This is a genomic window from uncultured Brevundimonas sp. (assembly GCF_937870815.1).
Taxonomy (GTDB): Bacteria; Pseudomonadota; Alphaproteobacteria; order Caulobacterales; family Caulobacteraceae; genus Brevundimonas.
On record NZ_CALMZS010000097.1, the window covers coordinates 1 to 20,326 of the forward strand.

Annotated in this window: 19 protein-coding genes and 1 tRNA gene; 9 read left to right on the top strand and 11 right to left on the bottom strand. The window is 71.5% G+C overall.

Annotated features, from left to right (window positions below):
- From Q0588_RS06000 to Q0588_RS06010, 3 genes are all read right to left on the bottom strand, one after another.
- Positions 1-362 (bottom strand): aldehyde dehydrogenase family protein (locus tag Q0588_RS06000; RefSeq protein WP_298744643.1); only part of this gene is annotated, 362 nt, incomplete at its 3' end.
- A gap of 19 nt (positions 363-381) precedes the next feature.
- A complete protein-coding gene (locus tag Q0588_RS06005) occupies positions 382-1,389 on the bottom strand; it encodes an arginine N-succinyltransferase (RefSeq protein WP_298744645.1) in 1,008 nt (335 codons plus the stop codon).
- A gap of 4 nt (positions 1,390-1,393) precedes the next feature.
- Positions 1,394-2,644 (bottom strand): hydrolase, encoded by a 1,251-nt coding sequence (locus Q0588_RS06010; protein WP_298744647.1) that lies wholly within the window; start codon positions 2,642-2,644, stop codon positions 1,394-1,396.
- 104 nt (positions 2,645-2,748) lie between these two features.
- Here Q0588_RS06010 and Q0588_RS06015 point away from each other — a divergent pair, with 104 nt between their 5' ends.
- Complete coding sequence (locus Q0588_RS06015) at positions 2,749-3,279, top strand: hypothetical protein (protein WP_298744649.1); 531 nt, start codon at positions 2,749-2,751, stop codon at positions 3,277-3,279.
- 2 nt (positions 3,280-3,281) lie between these two features.
- On the opposite strand, the gene Q0588_RS06020 is transcribed toward Q0588_RS06015, so the two are convergent.
- From Q0588_RS06020 to Q0588_RS06030, 3 genes are all read right to left on the bottom strand, one after another.
- Positions 3,282-7,505, bottom strand: a complete 4,224-nt coding sequence (locus tag Q0588_RS06020) for a translocation/assembly module TamB domain-containing protein (RefSeq protein WP_298744651.1) — start codon at positions 7,503-7,505, stop codon at positions 3,282-3,284.
- Positions 7,502-9,292 carry an autotransporter assembly complex family protein gene (locus Q0588_RS06025; protein WP_298744653.1) on the bottom strand — a complete coding sequence of 597 codons (1,791 nt, stop codon included), beginning with the start codon at positions 9,290-9,292 and terminating at the stop codon, positions 7,502-7,504. Before Q0588_RS06025 ends, Q0588_RS06020 begins: the two co-directional genes overlap by 4 nt.
- A gap of 100 nt (positions 9,293-9,392) precedes the next feature.
- Positions 9,393-9,647, bottom strand: a complete 255-nt coding sequence (locus Q0588_RS06030; protein WP_298744655.1) for a hypothetical protein — start codon at positions 9,645-9,647, stop codon at positions 9,393-9,395.
- 136 nt (positions 9,648-9,783) lie between these two features.
- Here Q0588_RS06030 and Q0588_RS06035 point away from each other — a divergent pair, with 136 nt between their 5' ends.
- Positions 9,784-11,520 (top strand): ATP-binding protein, encoded by a 1,737-nt coding sequence (locus tag Q0588_RS06035; protein ID WP_298744656.1) that lies wholly within the window; start codon positions 9,784-9,786, stop codon positions 11,518-11,520.
- Positions 11,521-11,527: 7 nt separating this feature from the next.
- Here the strand turns inward: Q0588_RS06035 and Q0588_RS06040 are convergent, their stop codons facing one another.
- On the bottom strand, positions 11,528-12,610 hold the full coding sequence (locus tag Q0588_RS06040; RefSeq protein WP_298744658.1) for a CaiB/BaiF CoA-transferase family protein: 1,083 nt from the start codon (positions 12,608-12,610) through the stop codon (positions 11,528-11,530).
- Positions 12,611-12,719: 109 nt separating this feature from the next.
- Here Q0588_RS06040 and Q0588_RS06045 point away from each other — a divergent pair.
- From Q0588_RS06045 to Q0588_RS06055, 3 genes are all read left to right on the top strand, one after another.
- Positions 12,720-12,796, top strand: a tRNA-Lys gene (locus tag Q0588_RS06045).
- Positions 12,797-12,863: 67 nt separating this feature from the next.
- The gene (locus tag Q0588_RS06050) at positions 12,864-13,004 is read left to right on the top strand and encodes a hypothetical protein (RefSeq protein ID WP_298744660.1); all 141 of its coding nucleotides are present in this window, start codon (positions 12,864-12,866) and stop codon (positions 13,002-13,004) included.
- A 165-nt stretch (positions 13,005-13,169) separates the two neighbouring features.
- Entirely contained in the window at positions 13,170-13,721 is a 552-nt protein-coding gene (locus tag Q0588_RS06055; RefSeq protein ID WP_298744662.1) for a hypothetical protein, read from the top strand.
- Here the strand turns inward: Q0588_RS06055 and tgt are convergent.
- Positions 13,718-14,830, bottom strand: coding sequence for a tRNA guanosine(34) transglycosylase Tgt (tgt, locus tag Q0588_RS06060; RefSeq protein WP_298744664.1), 1,113 nt, complete (start codon positions 14,828-14,830; stop codon positions 13,718-13,720). The genes Q0588_RS06055 and tgt overlap by 4 nt on opposite strands.
- Before the next feature lie 120 nt (positions 14,831-14,950).
- Here tgt and Q0588_RS06065 point away from each other — a divergent pair, with 120 nt between their 5' ends.
- On the top strand, positions 14,951-15,190 hold the full coding sequence (locus Q0588_RS06065) for a hypothetical protein (RefSeq protein WP_298744666.1): 240 nt from the start codon (positions 14,951-14,953) through the stop codon (positions 15,188-15,190).
- A 15-nt stretch (positions 15,191-15,205) separates the two neighbouring features.
- A complete protein-coding gene (locus Q0588_RS06070) occupies positions 15,206-15,622 on the top strand; it encodes a PIN domain-containing protein (RefSeq protein WP_298744668.1) in 417 nt (138 codons plus the stop codon).
- A gap of 9 nt (positions 15,623-15,631) precedes the next feature.
- Here Q0588_RS06070 and queA read toward each other — a convergent pair whose 3' ends face one another.
- The 3 genes from queA to Q0588_RS06085 form a co-directional block, all read right to left on the bottom strand.
- Positions 15,632-16,717 (bottom strand): tRNA preQ1(34) S-adenosylmethionine ribosyltransferase-isomerase QueA, encoded by a 1,086-nt coding sequence (gene queA / locus Q0588_RS06075; RefSeq protein WP_298744670.1) that lies wholly within the window; start codon positions 16,715-16,717, stop codon positions 15,632-15,634.
- A 49-nt stretch (positions 16,718-16,766) separates the two neighbouring features.
- Entirely contained in the window at positions 16,767-17,084 is a 318-nt protein-coding gene (locus Q0588_RS06080; protein ID WP_298744671.1) for a hypothetical protein, read from the bottom strand.
- Between the two features lie 70 nt (positions 17,085-17,154).
- On the bottom strand, positions 17,155-17,655 hold the full coding sequence (locus tag Q0588_RS06085; RefSeq protein ID WP_298744674.1) for an Hsp20/alpha crystallin family protein: 501 nt from the start codon (positions 17,653-17,655) through the stop codon (positions 17,155-17,157).
- Positions 17,656-17,919: 264 nt separating this feature from the next.
- Here Q0588_RS06085 and Q0588_RS06090 point away from each other — a divergent pair, with 264 nt between their 5' ends.
- Positions 17,920-19,602 carry a lysine--tRNA ligase gene (locus Q0588_RS06090; protein ID WP_298744676.1) on the top strand — a complete coding sequence of 561 codons (1,683 nt, stop codon included), beginning with the start codon at positions 17,920-17,922 and terminating at the stop codon, positions 19,600-19,602.
- Between the two features lie 115 nt (positions 19,603-19,717).
- Positions 19,718-20,209 (top strand): SH3 domain-containing protein, encoded by a 492-nt coding sequence (locus tag Q0588_RS06095; protein WP_298744678.1) that lies wholly within the window; start codon positions 19,718-19,720, stop codon positions 20,207-20,209.
- Positions 20,210-20,326 lie beyond the last annotated feature (117 nt).

Sequence of the window (20,326 nt, forward strand, 5' to 3'; positions counted from 1 at the left end):
GGCCGGTGGCGCAGGACGGCCTGGCCGAAGCCGGTCTCGGCGGTGCGCTCGCCGGTGCGCTCGTCATAGGCGCGGATGGAGATGTCGACCTTGCCCTGCATGGCGATCAGTTCGGCCGTGGTCTCCCACAGGGCCTTGCCGGTCTCGCGGCTGATCGCCTCGGCCATGGCCGGCGCCCGCGCTTTCAGCACGGCCTGGTAGCGTTTGACCGCGTCGATGCGGTCCTGACGCGGCCGGTCGGCCCAGTCGGGGAAGGCGGCGCGGGCGCGGTCGACGGCGGCCCGGACCGCGGCGGGAGAGGCGGCGGCGCCCTCCCAGACGGTTTCGCCGGTGGCGGGGTCGATGGACTGGAAGCTGGTCATGGGGTCTCTATCCAGGCGCTCACGTCTTCACCCGCACGCTGTCGCCTTCCCGCACCCTGAGCGCCTCGGCGGTTTCGCGGTTCAGGGTCGCCGTATCGCCCTCGACCGCCGCCCGCTGGCGCACCGCACGGAAGGCGGCGATGCTGTCGGTCGAGATCAGCGCCGGCAGTTCGGCCTCGACCTCGGCGGCGAGGCGCACGGTCAGGCGGCGGGCGTCGCGGACGGTGCGGATATTGTCGCGGTCGCAGCAGACCGTCGGCCCGGCGTCGAAGATGTCGACCAGGCCGTTGGGGCGGAAGCCCTCGCTCTCCAGCAGGGCCATGGCCGGCACGCCCTGCGGATGGACCTTGCCGATCACCGCCCGGGCGGGCTCGGGCAGCAGTTCGACATAGATCGGGTGGCGCGGCGACAGGTCGAGGATGAATTGCTTGTCGGTCGAGCCGGTCATGCGGTCGGCGTCGTCGAACTCCATCGGGAAGAATTTGTGGGCCACATGGTCCCAGAACGGGCAGGCCCCGTCCGGCGTGAACACGCCCCGAAGTTCGGCCAGCACCGTCTCGGCGAACAGGTCCGGCTGGGCCCCGATCAGCATGTAGCGCGACTGGCTGAGCAGGCGTCCCGCGCCGCCCTTGCGCCGGTCGGCCTTGAGGAACAGCGAGCCGACCTCGGTCCAGCCGCTGCATTCGTTGACCAGCACCAGGGTCTGGTGGTCCAGCTTGACGCCCAGCGACGGCGACGACTGGGTGTTGTTGACCAGCCGGAACGAGAAGAAGGGCCGGTTCAGCCCGACCGCCGCCTTGACCGAGCCGACGCCGTCGACGTCGCCCGTGTCCGCCTCCTCCAGCATCAGCGTGTACCAGCAATCCTGCGGCTTGAGCGCGCCGGAGAAGCTGTCGCGGCTCAGCTCGAGCCGCTCGGTCAGCTGGTCGGGGTCCTCGGGCAGGCTGGTGAAGCCCGGGCCGCTGAGGATGGCCAGTTCCAGCAGGTGATCGAGGTCGGCGGGGCCGGCGGGTCGGACGACGAGCATGGGGTTACATCGTCTCCATTCGCAGCGCCTTGAGCCGATGCGCGTCGATCTCGCCCGAGGCGATCTTGCACAGGATCAGGGCGCTGAGCTGCGCCCGCTCGACGAAGCTGGCCGGCCAGGCGAACTCCTGGTCCGAATGGATGTCGCCGCCCAGCACCCCGAGGGTGTCGATGTTGGGCAGGCCGGCCGCGTGCAGGTTGTTGCCCTCGCAGACGCCGCCGGACGGCTTCCAGGCGAGGGTCTGGCCCAGCAGGGCCCCGGTTTCCCGCACCGCCTCGAACAGGGCGGTCTGGGAGGCGTCCATCGGCTTGGGCGCGCGGGTCATGCCGCCGTGCAGGTCCAGGGTCAGGCCGGAGAAGGGCGGTTCGGACGCGATGTCGCGCACCGCTTCAGAAATCCACGCCGAGGCCAGGGCGTCGGGGACGCGGACGTTGAAGCGGACCACGGCGTTGTCGGCGACGACGTTCAACGGACCGCCGCCGGCGATCCTGGCGACATTGACGGTGACGCCCTCCCGTTGCCCGTTGAGGGCGTGCAGGCGGGCGGCGATCATGGCGGCGCCGGCCACGGCGTTGGCGCCCTCGTCGAAGGCCCGGCCGGCGTGGGCCGCCTTGCCGCGGACGATCAGATGGTAGTTGCCGCTGCCCTTGCGCGCCCCGGCCAGGGTCCCGTCCGCCAGCGCCGGCTCATAGGTCAGGCCGACATGGCCGCGCGCGCCCAGTTCGGCCAGCAGCGGGGCGGAGGCGGGCGAGCCGATCTCCTCGTCGGGCGACAGCAGGGCGGTCCAGCCGACGCGGCCCCTGTCCGCATGGGTCTCGAACGCCTCCAGCGCCGCCAGCATGACGCTGATCCCGCCCTTCATGTCGGCGATGCCCGGGCCGTTGAGGGCCCCGTCCGGGCGCGTCGCGACGGTCTGGAAGGCGCCGTCGGCCGGGAAGACGGTGTCGTAGTGGCCGGTCAGGATCACCTGCACCGGCGCGTCCGGCCGTTTGCTGATCCCCAGGGCGTCGGCGTGGGCCTCCTCGCGCACCCGCCCGTCGTCGCCGACGCTGGTCGAACCGCCGGCAGGCAGGCGGGCGACATCCGCCGAGAGGGGCGCGGCGGCGGTTTCCAGCAGGTCCAGCATCCGCGCCAGTCCGGCCGTGTTGCGGCTGCCGGAATTGACGCCGGCCCAGTCGACCGCCCGGCCGACGATGGCCGTTCCGCGCGCCGCGACATGGTCGAGCACCGCCTGTTCCTGGGGGAGAATTCGCATGCGGCCGGACCCTAGCCGCGCCGACGGCAAAGGTGAAGGCGAGGGGACGATGGCGCGGCTCCCGGTCAGCGGCTAGGCTTCCACGCCACACAGGAGGACAAAGCATGGGTGACTGGATCAGGGCGTTCAATCCGATGGCGACCGTCGGAACGGAATCAGAGGCGCTGAGGGCGGCGAGGGCCAGCGCGATCGCCATCTTCATCGGGGTGGCCTACGGCGTGTTCGGCGTCGTCATGATGCTGAACGGCGGCCTCGAGGCCATGAAGATCGCCGCCGCCGCCCAGAGCGCGGGGGCGGATGCGCAGGTTGCGGGCATGGCCGGGACGATAGCCCAGTTCACCTTCTACGCGATGATCGCCATGGTCGTGATCCAACTGATCCTCGGGCTGGTTCAGTGGGTGAAGCCCAATACCGTCATCCCGACCCTCTTTATCGTCCTTGTCGTCTATGGCCTTGGCTCCACGGTCCTGACGCAGATGATGGCCGGTCAGATGGACGTGCCCGAAACGCCGATGAACGCACCGTGGATGATGGTTTTCGGCATCGTGGTCCTGGTCATTGAACTGATCCTCCACATCGCCGGCGTCCGCGGGGCCGGCGCCCTGCGCAAATTCCGCGAAGCCCAGGCCTATTGAGCCTACCGGTTCGGGCGCCGGTCGTCATGATCGGCCCCGGGCGGGCGGGACTGGCGGCGCCAGCGGATCGACAGGCTGGCCTCGCCCTGGCCGCCGAATTTCGAACTGACGGTCAGGTTGCGGCGCACCTGCCATTCGGCGTTCACGGCCGCGCCGTTCTCGCCGCCGCCGATGATCTCCAGATAGACGTCGTCGGTGATGTAGCGGCCGCCGGCGACGGTCAGGCTGGAGGCCTCCCCGCCGAACGACAGCCGGTCCAGACCGGCCAGTTCGCGCAGGTTGCCGATCACGTCGAAGCCCGCGCCGCCGGCCAGCGCCCCCACGCTGGCGGCCAGTTGGGCCGCCTCGAACGGTGAAAGCTGGGAGGCCGAACGTCCGAACAGCACCTGCGACAGGATTTCGTCCTGCGGCAGCTGGGGCGTCGAGGTCAGGGCGATCTCCGGCCGCGCGGCCGTTCCCGTGGCCCGGATGGTCGCGGTGAGCGCCGGGTCGTCCCGGGTCGCGGTCAGGTTCAGGCGGATGTTCTCCGGCCGGGTCGACAGGGTGACCGTGCCGCGGTCGTCGAAGACGAAGCGCTTGCCGGCGAAATCATAGTCGCCGCGCACCACCCGGGCCGTGCCGGTCAGGGTCGGTCGGTTGATGGTGCCGGTCACCCGGGCGTTGACGTTCATCTCGACATTGAGGCCGCGGCCGACCACCAGGACATCGCCGCCCGGCGACCGGAGGGCGATGTCGACGCCGATCTGCGGGCCGCGCGGACGGTTCTGCTCGGCCTCGGGAATGTCGCCGCCGGGCTTGTTGATCTCCACCACGTCCATCTCGATGATCCCTCGCGATCCGGGCGGATTGGCCTGGATGCGGGCCTCGTCGATGTCGATCCGGCCGGTCAGCTGGATCTTGCCGTCCTCGGCCCGCACGACGCCGAGCGGTCCCGAGGCCCGGGCCTCGGCGATGTCGTTGTCGATGATCCGGAACCGGGCGAGGGTGAGTTCGACGCTGGATCCCGAACCCTCGCGCAGGCCGATGCGGCCGTCGCCGGAAATTCTCCCGCCGGAGCCGTCTGTGGCCGAGAAGCTCTCGACCAGGGCGGTGGTGTCGTCGAACCGGCTGGCCAGGGTGACGTCGCGCAGTTGCAGGCCGGTGGCGTTGTCGCGGAAGCCGCCCTGCCACAGGTCCATGCGGCCGTTGATGCGCGGCGCCGCGATGGTCCCGGCCAGGGTGGCGCGCGCATTGACGATGCCGGACAGCGACCGCTCTCCGCCCAGGAACAGGTCCCAGACCGGCCGCACCTGTCCCTGGATGTCGATGGCGCCGGACATCGGCCGGGTGCGCACCACCGCCAGCCGCAACGGCGCGGCCGACGCCTCGACCGGCAGGGTGAGGTCGGCGCTGGCGCGCACCGCGTCCGCGTCGGCGACGCGGGCCTGGATCCGCAGGCTGTTGTCGACCAGCACGGCGTTCAGGGTTCCGTCGACCGCCAGCCCGCGCGGCGCGTCGACGCTGCGCACATCGTCCAGCGTCACATTGGCCGAGCCCGACAGATCGGCGCCGGCCCCCCGCAGCGAAATCCGCCCGGTCGCGCGTCCGCGCAGGTCCGGAGCCAGGGCCCCCAGTTCGACGCTGGTCAGGTCGGCCGCGACAATGGCGGCGCGGGAATCCTGGCGCAGTTCGCCGGTCAGCACGCCGCCGCCGACGCCGAGATCGACGCGGACCACGCGACCGTCGCCTGCGAGGGCGACGACGGCGGGATTGCGGGTGACGAAGGCGACCTCGCGGACCCGGCCGGAGCCCTCCAGCACGACGGTCTGGGCGGTTCTCTGGCGGGAATAGACTCCGGTCCCGTCGAAGCTGACCGGGGTCGCCCCGGCGACGTCGGCCCTGAGCGTGAAGGGCAGGCGGTCCAGCGTGCCGCGGCCGTCGAGCTCCAGCGAACGTATGACCCAGGACGATCCGGTGAGGCGGACGTTGCGGCCGCTGACGTCGAGGATCGCGGTCTCCGCCCCGGCTCCCTCCGTCAGGCGGATGCGGCCGTCGGCCGTGCCCGAGGCGAGGAAGGCGCCGGGCCGGGCGGTGAAGGTCAGGTCGGCGCTGGAGGGGAAGCGGTTGGACAGGGCGATGGCCCCGGCGGCCGTCACCCCGCCCGCGTCGAGGTCGACGTCGCTCAGCCGGATGCGGTCGCCGCCGAGATGGAAGTTTCCACTCGCCCGGGCCGGCCCGTAGTTCGAGCCCGCGACCACGGAGATGCGCCCGTCGGAGGCGTCGGCCCCGCGCCTGAAATTCAGGTCCATCACCGCATCGGTGAGGATCAGCGCGCCGGCGCCGACCCTCCCGAAGCCGGCCCTCAGGTCAGCCGTCGGCCGGGCCAGGACGCCGCCGACCGTGCCGCTTCCGGTCATGGCTCCGTCGATTTCCAGCGGACCCACGCCGAAGGGCCCGCGCGCGTTCCAGTTCATCGCCAGGCGCAGACGGCCGTCGCCCTCGACGAACCCCCGGGCGGCGGCGTTTCCGTGCGCCCCGGTCAGCCGGGCGGCGTCGAGGACCACCCGGCCGTCGTCGAGGGATCCGACCAGCTGCAGGCGCGGTCTCCGGCCGATCAGGCGGTCCAGCTCGCCGACGCCCAGGGCGAAGTCGCGTCCGCGCCCGTCGAAGGTGACCTGCCACGGCGCGCCCGGGCGCGGCATGGAGGCGGCGATGCCGCCGCCGAAGGCGCCCTCGGCGCCCGGGCGCAGCCGCCTGGCGTCGGTGATCTCCGCCCGGCCCCGGAAGCCGAGGCCGCCCAGCAGATTGCGTCCGCCCGTGCCGGTGACCTTCAACGCCCGCCCCTCGGCGTCGAGCCGCTCCAGCAGGACCGAGCCGTCGACCAGCCGGGCGGCCTCGAAGCGGACCCGCGGCGCCGGTCCGAGCAGGCCGCCGACCACGCCCGCGGTCGAGCCGCCCGCCGCCTGGATGTCGCCGTCGATGTCGTAGCGGCCGTCGCGTGCGCGGATGTTGACCGGACCCCGGATACGCTGCGCCTGATAGCTGGACAGGTTCGCGTCGAGCACCTCGATCGAACCGTCCAGGCTCCAGCGGCCCGTGTCCCCGCGGAACAGCGCGGTCCAGGTCGCGCCGCCGCCGGCCGGCCGGCCGACGAGCCGCGACAGCGACGGCGTCGAGACGTTGATGCGCACCCCGCGCGGCACGCGCCGGTCCCTGAGGCGGATCAGGCCGCTGGCGCGCGAGCTCAGGTTTTCGGCGACCAGCCGCCAGCCGACGCCCTGCAGGCCGTCGCCATTCCGGTCGGGCGCCGTGGCCAGGGCGAACCGCGCGGTGCGGCCGATGCGCCGCACGAAGGGATCCAGCAGGTCCGACCCGGAAAAGTCCACGAAGCCGGCGATATTGGTCCGCTCGGGCCCATAGACGCCCTTGATGATCAGGGGCGTGAAGCCGCCGGTCCGCATTTCGGCGTCGACCACCTCGCCATTGACCACCGCCGTGGCCAGGAAGGGCTCGTCCGGCGAATAGCCCAGGGCGCCGGCGATCGGCCCGCCGCGGGCCTCCCGCGCGCGCAGGTTCAGCCGCAGGTCGGCCAGATCGTCGGTGGCCGCCGCGGTCAGACGCACGAAATCACCGGGCCGGCTGTTGCTGTCGGCGATGACCACGACCCGTTTCGTACCCCTGCGCGGAACCTGGGCCTCGCCCGCGAGCTTCCAGCGGCCGTATTCCTTGCTGAAGCCTTCGAGCAGTTCGATGTCGGCCGAGAAGCGGTCGATGTCGACGGACAGCGGCTGCGGGCCGGGCGGCTCGGTCCGCGGCTCGATCAGCGGCCGGCGGATCAGCCGGACGACCCCGGCCTCGACCTGGGTGGCGTGAAACCGGCGCAGGACGAGAGGCCACCAGTTCCAGTCGACCCGCACCTCGCGGGCTTCCAGCCAGACCCCGTCGGCGTCGGTCACCGTCACCCGCTCGATGGTGAAGTCGTCGAACAGGTCGCCGCGCACCCCCTCCACGTTGATCCGCCCGTAGCGGCCCAGCTTCTTGCCCGCCACGAAACTGGTCACCAGGCCCCGACCGGAGTCGGACAGCAGATACATCCGCCCGCCGACCGCGGTCACCAGCAGCAGGGCGGCCAGGATCGCCGCGCCCACGCCGCCGAAGAAGGCCAGGGCCTGCAGCCGCGTGCGCTTCTTCCGCGCCTTGACCGCCGGCGTTTCAGGGGCTTCCGAAGGGGGCGGCGTGTCGGTCAAAACGCCTGTCCGATGCTGACGTAGACCTGGAAGTCGGCGTCGCCCTCGCGCTTGTCGATCGGGAAGGCGATGTCCGCCCGGATCGGCCCGAACGGCAGCTTGTAGCGCAGGCCGAAACCGGCGCCGTAGCGCATGTTGCTGAAGTCCGGCGCCTGGTCGAAGCCGACCGAGCCGGCGTCGACGAAAACCACGCCCTGGAAGTTCCGGAACAGGTTCCGCCGCACCTCGGCCGAGGCCTCGAACAGGCTCAGGCCGCCGCGCGGGGTATTGTCCGGCAGCCGGGGGGCGACCCCCTGGTATTCGTAGCCGCGCACCGAGCCGCCGCCGCCGGAATAGAACAGCCGGTCAGAGGGAACGGTCAGCTCCTCGCCGCCCATGATCGACCCGAGCCGGACGCGGCCGGCGAGCACGGTCCTGGCATTGTCCTGGACCGGCAGATAGGCGGTCGCCTGCGCCTCGGCGCGCAGGAACACGGTGCTGTCCTCGCCCGAGACGGCGGTCGGCTGGACGGAGGTCGTCAGCCGCCAGCCGGTGGTCGGGTCCAGCGGATCGTTCGAATGGTCGAGATAGGCGCTGCCGCGCCCGGTCAGGATGATCAGTTCGCGCTCGAACTTGACCGGCGCCCCGGTGACGGGATCGAACCGGTTTTCGTCGTACCGGCCCGCGTCCAGCCCGACGCCGTAACTGAACCACGAGGTCTTGCCGATGCGCTGTTGCAGGTCGGCGGCGGCGACGGCGGCGGTCCGGCGATAGGCGTCGGTGTCCTCGTTCAGCACCGCCGCCGACAATCTGAGGGTCCGGCCCGGCCTGCGCCAGTGGGGCAGGCGCAGGTCGACGCCCAGCCGGCTGTCGACGTCGGCGGCGCGCGCCTGCCAGACCAGGGTGTCGGCCCGGCCGAAGCGGTTGTGCCATGTCCACAGCAGGTCGACGCCAGAGCCCTCGGCCGTCGAGAAGGTCGCGCCGGCCTCGAGGATGCGCCGCGGCCGGTCGGCCAGGGTCACGATGATCGGACGGCGGCCGGCCGCATTGGTCTGGGCCGCCGGCGCCAGGGCGACGCCGACGCCGTCGTAAACTCCCGTCTCCAGCAGACGACGCTCCAGCTCGGCGACATCCTCGGGATCATAGACCTCGCCCTCGGACCAGGGCGCCAGGCCGGCGACCCAGTTGGGACTGGTCGGGCCGCGCGTCTCCAGCCGCACGCCGTCGAGGCGCACCAGGGGGCCGGCGACGATGTTGTAGGTCGGCCGCACCGTCAGCGTGGCATGGTCGACGACCACGCGGCGCGGCTCGGCGCGGGCGTCGGCGTGGCCCCTGCGGGTCAGGCCGGCGACGACCCGTCCCTCTCCGGAGATCACGTCGACGGCGCGGCCCGGATCGCCGGCCTCGAGGTCGAGCTCGCCGAGCACCTCCGCCTGCACGGCCGGCGCCGGCGGCGGCTCGATCCAGTTGACGACCGGATCGCCCAGGGCGAAGCGGGGGCCGGGCGTCACGGCGACGATGGCGACGGGCCCCTCCTCGCCCTCGACGATGTCCTCGAGGACCGGCTGGTAATAGCCTTCGGACCGCAGCAGGGCCTCGGCCGCCTCGGCCGCGCCGCGCGCCCGGCGCCGCGCCTCGAACCGGCTGGACGGCGGACCGTCGGCCTCGCCGATGGCCTGCTGCAGCTGCTCGCGCAGGGCCGTATCCATGTCGCCGCGGACGTGAGCCCGGGGGTCGGCGGCCGCGGCCGAAGCCAGAACTGCGAGCCCCGCCGCGGTGGAGAGAAACAGGGCGGGCCTCGGCGTCAAACGGATACCTTCATCAACGGGCGGGCGCTCGGGAACCGGCGGGCCACGGGCGGAGTCCGGTCCGACGGCGGCGCATCCTGCGCGCCGCCCTTCCGGCAAGTCAGTAGAACAGGGTTTCGCTGTCGGGCTGGACGGATTCCTCCGAGCTGCGCTTGGCCGCCGGCGAGGTGCTGTTGTCCGGGGGGGTGTCGGCCGCCTCGGGCGCGGCGACCGGGGCCTGGACGTCCTCGACGGCGGCCGCGACCGGCTCCTCCATCGGCGTGTCCATCACCTCCGGTTCGGCCGGACGCGGGTCCTCGCAGGCGGTCAGCACGACCGCCGCGGCGATGGCGACAAGGGCGACAAGGCGTTTCATCAGCAGCTCCCCGGATCGGCGTTCCAACGCACGGCCGTATTGACTGTTCCATAGCGGGGAACCGGGCCCCGGTCATCCGCCCGGCAACCAATCCTTTTCCATTTGCCCCCAATGTGACGGACTGGAGGGGCCTCCGATGACCGTGACCGCCTACGCCATGGTTTCCCAGGTGCGATTCCGGGAGCTGAAGACCCGGCTCGCCCTCGCCGCCTTCATCGGGGCCACGGCCTGGTTCATGGTTCCCGGAATCTGGCCGGCCGTCTGGTTCATCGCCGTGCTGGCCACCCAGGGTCTCGACTGGCTGGTGTTCCGGCGGTTCCGCCGGCAACCGTCGTGGGAGCCGGGCCCGGCCTATGTGATGCTGTGCGTGGCCGTCACGGTGCTGGGAGTCGTCGTCTACGGCGCCATCACCACCTATCTCTGGTTCCGCGGCGGCGAGGTCGGACGCATCTTCGCCATGATCCAGTGCGCCGGCGGCCTGCTGCACGTCAGCCTGCACATGCACCACGTGCGGCCGGTCCTGATCGCCGCGGTGGCCTCGCACGCGGCCTATTTCCTCGGCCTGCCGGCCCTCGGGGCCGTGCTCGGAGAGGCCTGGCACCAACTGCTGATCCCGATCGGATGCCTGCTCTACATGAGCCATCTGGTGGTCGCCGTGCGGCAGAGCTCGATGACCACGGCCGCCCTGCAGTCGGCCCGCGACGCCGAGCAGCGGGCCCGCCGGAAGGCCGAGATCGCCAGCGCCGCCAAGTCCGACTTCCTCGCCGTGGTCAGCCACGAGATCCGCACCCCGATGAACGCGGTCATCTCGGCCGCCAACCTGTTGCGGCGCACCCGCCTCGACCCCCGCCAGCGCGAGCACGTGTCGATGCTGATCGACGCCGGCGACGTGCTGATGGGCCTGCTCAACGACGTGCTCGACTTCTCCAAGATCGAGGCCGGGAAGATGGAGGTCGAGAGCGCCGACATGGTCGTGCGCGAGCGGCTGGCGACGCTGGGCCGGCTGTGGGAGCCGCGAGCCCGGGCCAACGGGGTCCGGCTGACGCTGCGGATCGCCCCCGAGGTGCCGGAGACGGTGCGCACCGACCCGCTGCGGTTCCAGCAGATCCTCTTCAACCTGCTTTCGAACGCGGTGAAATTCACCGAGCGGGGCGAGATCGTCGTGGCCGTGGACTGGGACGGCGCCCGGCTGTCGGTCGCGGTGTCGGACACCGGTTGCGGCATTCCCGCGGACCGGCTCGCCCAGGTGTTCAACAGCTTCGAGCAGGCCGACGCCGGCACGACCCGGCGGCACGGGGGCACCGGCCTCGGCCTGTCGATCAGCCGCAAGCTGGCCGAGATCATGGGCGGCGCCCTGACCGTCTCCAGCACCCTGGGCGAAGGTTCGACCTTCCTCCTCGTCCTGCCCATGGCCGAGGCCGCCGGCTCTCCGGCCGGACCGGAGCCCCGGCCCGAAATCCCGGACATGCTGCGCGGCCGGTCGATCCTCGCCGCCGACGATCACGAGGTGAACCGGCGCATCCTCGGCCTGCTGCTCGAGCCCCACGGCTGCCGCCTGACCCTCGTGCACAACGGCGCCGAGGCTGTCGACGCCGCCGCGACCGAACGCTTCGACGCCATCCTGATGGACATGCAGATGCCGGTCATGGACGGCCTCGAGGCGACCCGGCGCATTCGTCAGGGGGCGCTGAACGGGGGCACGCCGGTCGTGGCCCTGACCGCCAACGCCCTCGACGTCCATCGGGCGGCCTGGGAGGCCGCCGGCGTCCACGCCTTCCTGACCAAGCCGATCGATCCGGCCGTGCTGGCCCGGACCCTGGCCGAGGCCTGCGCCGCCAGCCGTCCCGACCTCGCCGGCGCCGCCGTCGCCTGAGCGCCGCTCAGCGCCAGCGCGCCGCGGCGCCGTCCAGCGACAGGGCCGGCGGCTGCGGCTCCGGCCGCGGCGCCGCGCCGTCGAACCGCGGGGCCGGGGCCGGCTGGACGAGGCCCTCGTCGACGAAGGTTCCGCGCGCGGCGTTGTGCGGATGGTGCGGGGCTTCGGCCAGGCTCAGCACCGGGGTGACGCAGGCGTCGACGCCCTCGAATCGCGCCGCCCAGTCGTCGCGGTCCCGCGTGGCGAAGACGGCCGCGAAGCGGGCGTGCAGGACCGGCCATCCGGCCGCGTCGGACTGCGGCGCCTCCGCGGGCGGAATGCCGAGACCCTCGAGCAGGGCGGCGTAGAATCGCGGCTCCAGCGCGCCCACGGCCACGAAGCGGCCGTCGCGGCAGGCGTAGCAGCGGTAGAAGGGGGCCCCTCCGTCGAGCAGATTGGCCCCCCGCGCCTCGCTCCACAGGCCGCGCCCCGCCAGGGCGTGGAAGAGGCTGGTCAGCAGCGCCGACCCGTCGGTCATGGCGGCGTCGACGACGCGTCCCCTTCCGGTGGTGCGGACCTCCAGCAGGGCGGCCAGGAGGCCGGTGATCAGCAGCATGGCCCCGCCGCCGTAGTCGCCGACCAGGTTCAGCGGCGGCCGCGGCGGCCGGTCCGGCTCTCCGGTCATCGCCAGGGCTCCGGACAGGGCGATGTAGTTGAGGTCGTGCCCGACCCGCCGGGCCATCGGGCCGGTCTGCCCCCATCCGGTGATCCGGCCGAACACCAGGCGGGGGTTGAGCCCGGCGCAGACCTCCGGTCCGAGACCGAGCCGCTCCATCACCCCGGGCCGGAACCCCTCGATCAGGGCGTCGGCCGGGCCGACCAGTTCCCGGACCCGGTCGAGGTCGGCCGGGTCCTTGAGGTCGACGGCGACGGCCGGCCGGCCGCGGTGCAGCACCTCGCCGCCGACCTCGGTGAACGCCGCCGCGCCGGCCGCCGCGCTCCGGGTCAGGCGCAGAACATCGGCCCCGAGATCGGCCAGGACCATGCCGGCGAAGGTGACCGGCCCGAGGCCGTCGAACTCGAGGATGCGCAGGCCGGACAGAGGTTTCATCGGGTTTGAATAGCTTTGACCGCCGCAACCGTCGAGGCGGCGCTTGACCCCGGCCGCGCTTTGCAACAGAAGGCGCGTCGCGGTCCGCACGCGCGGGCCGCGTGGGTATGCGTCCTTAGCTCAGTTGGTTAGAGCATCTGACTTTTAATCAGAGGGTCCTCGGTTCGAGCCCGAGAGGACGTACCACCCAACCCCTTTTCTGGAACAAGGCCGGGCCGTTTCGGTTGTCGTGGAACACCGAAAGGAGTTCGCCATGCCCCATCAGAACGTCGATTCTTCCAGGGCGACGGCCCACAACGCCGCCACCAGGCGGCGGGTGAATCAGGTTTCGGGCCTCGGCTTGCGGCGGCGGCAATGCTTGCAGACCAAGGTTCCCGGCTTGCTGCGGCTGTAGCGGTAGCTATGCTTGCAGCTCAGCTGCGCTAACCACCTTTTGAGCGCCTGGATCATCGCGAGGGACACTACTCCCAAACGCCGGCAAGCCAATCGAAAAAAGGCGAGCTTGAAGCCCCGGAGCGCGGACGCTTCCGGCGGCGGGCCGGCCGTGGTTCAAAGGGATATGCGCGCCCTTCTGGTCCTCGTCGTCCTGATCCCGCTGTCCGCCTGCAACGCCGGGCGATCCGCCATGGATGGCGCACGCCAGTTCGGGGCCGGGGTCGGCGCGGCGGCGACCGCCCCGCTGGACGACATCAACCTGCGCCGCGAGCATATCCCCACCGTCCTGCTCCAGGCCGAGGCCAATCCCTACGACCTGCGCAACCTCGACCAGTGCGCCACCATCGGGGCCGAGATCGCGCGGTTGAACGAGGCCCTGGGCCCCGACGCCGACGAGCCGCCGTCCCCCGACGGCGCCTTCCCCAGCGAACGGGCCGCCGACGCGGCGGCGGCGGCGGCGCTGGACGCCGTCCGCGACGCCACGACCGACTTCATCCCGGGGCGCAGCTGGATCCGCCACCTCTCCGGGGCCGAGCAGCACAGCCGTCACGTCCAGTCGGCCATCCAGGCCGGGCGGATGCGGCGCGCCTTCCTGAAGGGGACAGGCATGCAGCGCGATTGCGCGCCTCCGGCCGCACCCGGCTGGTTTCGGCCGCGGGGCCACAGCCAGCGCTAGTTCGACGCGTGACGGCCGTGGAAGTCGCGGCGGAAGGCCTCGAACCTCTTCCCGGCGATCGCCGCCCGCATCGCCGCGGTCAGGGCCTGGAAGAAGGCGATGTTGTGCCAGCTGAGCAGCACCTTGCCGAGAATCTCGTCGGCCCGGATCAGGTGGTGCAGATAGGCCTTGGAATAGCCGGTGGAAGCCGGGCAGGGCACGTCAGGATCGAGCGGGTCCTGGTCCTCGGCGAAGCGGGCGTTCCTGAGGTTGATCGGCCCGCTCCAGGTCCAGGCCTGGCCGTGGCGCCCGGCCCGGGTCGGCAGCACGCAGTCGAACATGTCGACGCCCCGTCCCACCGCCTCGACCAGGTCGACCGGCTTGCCGACGCCCATCAGATAGCGCGGCCGCTCGGCGGGCAGCATGTCCGGAGCATAGTCCAGCACCTCGCACATGGCCTGGTGGCCCTCGCCGACGGCCAGGCCGCCGATGGCGTAGCCGTCGAAACCGGTCTCGCGCAGCCGGTCCGACGATTCCCGGCGCAGGGTCTCGAAGGTCGAGCCCTGCTGGATGCCGAACAGGGCCTGGGTCTCGCGTGTTCCGAACGCGGCCTTCGAGCGCTGCGCCCAGCGCGCCGACAGCTCCATGGCGGCGCGGGCCGCGGGTTCCTCGGCCGGCCATGAGACGCACTGGTCCAGCTGCATGGAGATGTCGGCGCCGATGCGGTCGGCCTGGATCTCGATCGACCGCTCGGGCGTCAGCACATGTTTCGAGCCGTCGATATGGCTGGCGAAGGTCACCGCCTCCTCCGTCAGTTTCGAGATGCCCGCCAGGGACATGACCTGGAAACCGCCGCTGTCGGTCAGGATCGGCCTGTCCCAGCCCATGAACCGGTGCAGCCCGCCGAGCCGCTGCATCCGCTCCGGCCCCGGCCGCAGCATCAGGTGGTAGGTGTTGCCCAGCAGGATGTCGGCCCCGGTCTGGGCCACCTGATCGGCCGTGAGGGCCTTCACCGTGGCCGCCGTGCCCACGGGCATGAAGGCGGGGGTGCGGATGTCGCCGCGCGGGGTTTTCAGCACTCCGGTGCGGGCCCGGCCGTCGGTGGCGGTGATGTCGAAGGCGAAGGGCAAGCGGGACTCAATCCTTGTCGGGAGCGGGCATTTAGGACGTGCCGGGCCTGCTGGCCACAGACGGCGACGTCGCGCTTGCATTGCTAGCATTGCAATCACCCTTGTGATACAGATGTCATCATGGCCAGCCTGACCATCCGCAACCTCGAGGACGACATCAAGGAGCGTCTGCGCGTGCGCGCCGCCCGCCAGGGTCATTCGATGGAGGAGGAGGCCCGCCTTATTCTGGGCCGCGCGGTCGGCGGAGTCACCGGCAAGGACCTGTGGTCGCTGTCGCGCGAACTTTTCGAGAGCGAGACCGGGATGGACCTGACCCCGCCGCCTCGTGGGGGGGACCGGCCGGCGCCGGACCTCGGCTGAAGGGCCGGGCGGCCGATGATCGTCCTCGACACCAATGTGGTCTCGGAGCTGATGAAACCGTCGCCGGACCCGGCGGTGCGGGACTGGCTGATCCGACTGGGCGACACGACGTTCAGCACCACCGCCGTGACGGTGGCGGAAATCGAATTCGGCCTGCGACGCTTACCTGGGGGTCGGCGCCGAAACGACCTGCAAAGGCGGTTCGAGGCCTTCGCCGCCGCCCTGACCGTGCTGCCGCTGGACGAACCGGCCGGGCGCGAAGCCGGACGCCTGAGGGCCTTGCGGGAAGCCGGGGGGGCCGCCTCACAGCCCTCGGACATGATGATCGCCGGCATCGTCGCGGTGGCTGGAGCGGCCCTGGCCACGCGCAACGTCCGCGACTTCACGGGCCTGCCGATCCAGCTGCTCGATCCTTGGCGCGCGGCCGTCTGACTCTCGGACTCAGGCGCGGAACAGCAGGCTCCCATCCCCATAGGAATAGAAGCGGTAGCCGTCCTTCACCGCATGCGCATAGGCGGCCTTCATCGCCTCCAGCCCGGCGAAGGCGCTGACCAGCATGAACAGGGTCGACTTCGGCAGGTGGAAATTGGTCATCAGCACGTCGCAGGCGCGAAAAGCGTAGCCGGGGGTGATGAAGATGGCCGTGTCGCCGTGGAACGGCCGGACGACGCCGTCCTCGCCCGTGGCGCTCTCCAGCAGCCTCAGCGAGGTGGTGCCGACGCAGACGATGCGGCCGCCGGCGGCGCGCACCCCGTTCAGGGCGGCGGCGACCCCGGCGGAGACCTCGCCCCATTCGCCGTGCATCCTGTGGTCGGCGGTGTCCTCGGCCTTGACCGGCAGGAAGGTGCCGGCCCCGACGTGCAGGGTCACGGCATGGGTGGAGACGCCCTTCGCCCGGATCGCCTCCATCAACGCCGGGGTGAAATGCAGCCCCGCCGTCGGCGCGGCGACCGAGCCGTCCCACCGGGCGAACAGGGTCTGGTAGTCCGACCGGTCGCGGTCGTCCCCGGGCCGCTTCGCCGCGATATAGGGGGGCAGGGGCATGACCCCGACGTCGCGGATGGCCTCGTCCAGGAAGGGTCCCGACAGGTCGAAGCGCAGGGTGACCAGGCCGTCCTCGCCCTTGTCGACCACGGTGGCGTCGAGCCGGCCGAGCAGGCAGGCGGAGTCGCTCTCCGTCCCGAACCGCACCCGGTCGCCCGCCTTGATCCGCTTGCCCGGCTTCATGAAGGCCGACCAGACGTCCGGCGCGTCGCGGTGGTGCAGGGTCGCCTCGACCACCACGGTCAGCATCTCGCCCTCAGGTCCGACCCGCTCCCGCACCCCCGACAACCGCGCCGGGATCACCCGGGTGTCATTGAACACCAGGGCGTCGCCGGGCCGCAGGAAGTCGGGCAGATCGCGGACGATCCGGTCTTCCAGCCCGCCGTCCCGCACCACCAGCAGGCGCGCGGAATCGCGCGGCTCGGCCGGGCGCAGCGCGATCCGGTCGTCCGGCAGGTCGAAGTCGAAATCGGCGGTCTTCATGGGCCGGGGCAAAGGCCACGGGCCGGGGGCCGGGTCAAGCGCGACCCGTTCAGATCCCCGTCGTCCGGGCTTCGCCCCGGGCCGGGGCCGGCCCCGGCTCGCTCCGTCGCGCCCGCGGCCGCACCCCGACCACCAGCGGATCGGGATCCTTCTCCGTCGGCGGCAGGCAGACGAAGCGGGCCGCCGTCGAGCCGTCCTTCAGCCGAAGCTGCAGCTCCGCGGGCTCGCCCAGTCCGGCCAGGGTGAGGGCCAGGTTGCGGCCCGCCCGCTCCGCGGCCCGGCCCGACCGGAAGACCAGAAGATTGTCGAAGGCCCGCGTCCGGACGGCCCAGCCGCTGGCCAGCGCTTCGACCACGACACGTTCCATTTCCGGCGATCCCTCGATGCTCCGGCGGGGTCGGTCCAAGGGCGCGGGGCGGCGAGCCCGCGCGCCCCGGTCAGTGGGTGGTGGCCGACGAGTCGTTGATCGGAATGCGCCGCACCTTCTGCTGGGCCCGCTCCGTCTTGGGCAGGGTGATGGTCAGCAGACCGTCGCGGAACGAGGCCTGGGCCCGGTTCTCGTCGGCGTCGGGAAGGGACAGCTGGCGCTCGAACTGGCCGAACCAGCGCTCGCTGACGCCGCGTCCTTCGCGCTTCTCGCCCTGTTTCTCGCCGCGAATGGTCAGCAGACCCTCCTGGCAGATGATCTCGACATCGTCCTTGCCGAGGCCGGGCAGTTCGGCCGTGACGCGATATTCCTTGTCGGTCTCGTCCACGTCGAGGCTGGGCCCGCTGGTCCGGATCAGTCCGCCGCCGAACGGCGCGTTGAAGCCGCGCAGCACGTCGTCGAACATCCGGTTCATCTCGCGGTGGAGCGTCAGGACCGGATTGTCGGCTTCGCCGCCGCCGGTATTGGCCGGCGTACGGTCGCCGCGGCTCCAGGGTGTCAGGCTTCGCATGTTCATCTCTCTACCTCCTGTAAGAGGCAGGATGAGCGCGGCGGGTCTGGCCCGCGCCCCAGTCTCATCCCGCCGGTTGGCGAATGATCTTGAGGACGTCCGCTCGGACGCCGGGAACATGGTCCCGAACGCGATTTGGGCCCGGCCGTCCGGGCTTCAAGGGCGCGGGGCCGGGCCGGACGGAAAAATTTCGCCGCCCCCCGACGCGGGGCCCGAAGAGCCCCCGCCGTTGACCCGCGCCCCCCGACCCTGCAAAGCCTCCGCATGCTGCAGAACCTCGAACCCCTCGCGCGCGACGCCCGATCATGGCCGTTCGAACAGGCCCGCAACCTTCTGGCCCATGTGCTGAAGAAGCGGCTCAGCGACGCCGAGCGCAACGCGGCCAAACTGCTGATCGATTCCGGCAAGGCCGAAGAGGCGCTGGCGACCTTCGAGGCGCTGCGGCGGCCGGTGATCCTCGAGACCGGCTACGGCCCGTCCGGCCTGCCGCACATGGGCACCTTCGGCGAGGTGGCGCGCACGACCATGGTGCGCAACGCCTTCCGCGCCCTGACCGGCGACCACTGGCCGACCCGGCTGATCGCCTTCAGCGACGACATGGACGGGCTGCGCAAGGTCCCCGAGGGCGTGCCCAATCCGCACATGCTGACCGAGGACCTGCACAAGCCGCTGACCGTGGTGCGCGACCCGTTCGGCACCCACGACAGCTTCGGCGCCCACAACAACGCCCGCCTGCGCGCCTTCCTCGACGGCTTCGGCTTCGACTACGAATTCCTGTCCTCGACCGAGCAGTACCGATCCGGCCGCTTCGACGCGGTGCTGCTGCGCCTGCTGGAGCGGTTCGACGCCGTGCAGGCGATCATGCTGCCGACCCTGGGCGAGGAGCGCCGCGCCACCTATTCGCCCTTCCTGCCGGTCAGCCCGGTGACCGGCCATGTGCTGCAGGTGCCGACGCTGGAGCGCAACGTGGCCAAGGGCACGATCGTCTTCGACGACCCAGTGGAGCAGGGGGGCGGCGGCCGCACCGAGGTTCCGGTCACCGGCGGCCATGTCAAGCTGCAGTGGAAGCCCGACTGGGCCATGCGCTGGACGGCGCTGGACGTCGATTACGAGATGTCGGGCAAGGACCTGATCGAGAGCGTGCGCGAGAGCGGCAAGATCTGTCGCGCCCTGGGCGGCACGCCGCCCGAGGGGTTCAATTTCGAGCTCTTCCTCGACGTCGAGGGCAGGAAGATCTCCAAGTCGAAGGGCAACGGCCTGACCATGGACGAATGGCTGCGCTACGGCACGCCGGAGTCGCTCAGCTGGTATATGTTCCAGTCGCCGAAGTCGGCCAAATCACTGCATTTCAACGTCATTCCGCGGGCGATCGACGATTATCTCGCGGCCATCGAGGCCTGGAAGACGCAGGAGCCGGCCCGGCGGATCGACAACGCCGTCTGGTCGATCCACGCCGGGTCGCCGCCGGAGCATGCCTCGCCGGTGTCGTTCGCCCTGCTGCTGAACCTGGTCGGGGTGGCCAATGCGTCGGACAAGGCGCAGCTGTGGGCCTATCTCGCCCGCTACCTGCCCGAGGCCACGCCCGAGACCGAGCCGCTGCTCGACCAGCTGATGGACCGGGCGCTCAACTATTACGAGGACTTCGTCAAGCCGACCAGGTCGTACCGCCTGCCCGACGACCGGGAGAAGGCGGCGCTGCTCGACCTGGCGGGGCGGCTGAAGGCCCTGCCCGTCGACACCACCGACGGCGAGCTGATCCAGGCCGAGGTCTATGCGGTCGGCAAGGAACACGGCTTCGAGCCGCTGCGGGCGTGGTTCGGCGCGCTGTACGAAGTGCTGCTGGGCGCCTCGCAGGGGCCGCGCTTCGGCTCTTTCGCCGCCATCTACGGCCTGCCGCAGACGATCCAGCTGATCGAGGACGGGGCGAACGGACGACTGGCCGCCTGACGGTCCGCGGCGCTCCGACGAACATGAACCGAACATAACGGCGGGGCTCCGGGAGCCTTCATCCGCCGCGGCGCATTCTCCTGCCATCGACCAAGCTCGATGAATTGGAGAGACCATGTCGAAGTTCATGAACACCACCCTGGCCACCGCCGCCGCCCTGGCGGCCCTGGTCACCGCGGTCCCGACCGCCTCGATGGCCCAGCAGGCCAACGGCATCACCAACTGCGACGCCCCCGGCGGTCGCCAGCAAGTCGGCGCCGCGATCGGCGCCGTGATCGGCGGCCTCGCGGGCAGCCGGATATCCAGCAATGAACGCGCCCTCGGCGCCGCGGTCGGCGCCGGCGCCGGCGCCGCCGCCGGTTCCTACATCGGCTGCAACCAGCAGCGCGCCCGTGCCTACAACTCGAATTACGCCTACAGCGACGCCAGCAGCGCGGACACCTTCCGCGCCACGACCAACCTGCGCGTCCGCTCGGGTCCGGGCACCAACTACCGCCAGGTCGGCAGCCTTTCGGCCGGCCAGTCCTTCTCGGCCGTGGGCTCGCAGGGCGAATGGGTCCAGCTCGCCAACGGCGGTTGGGTCAACGCCCACTACGTCACCCGCTGACCCCGGCGGGAGGCCGGAGAGGCCGCCCTTCGGGGCGGCCTTTTCGCGGGCCGCGGGCTATTGGCTGACCCAGAGAATCCGCCCCATCCAGACGATCTCCCCGCGGGCCACGACGCG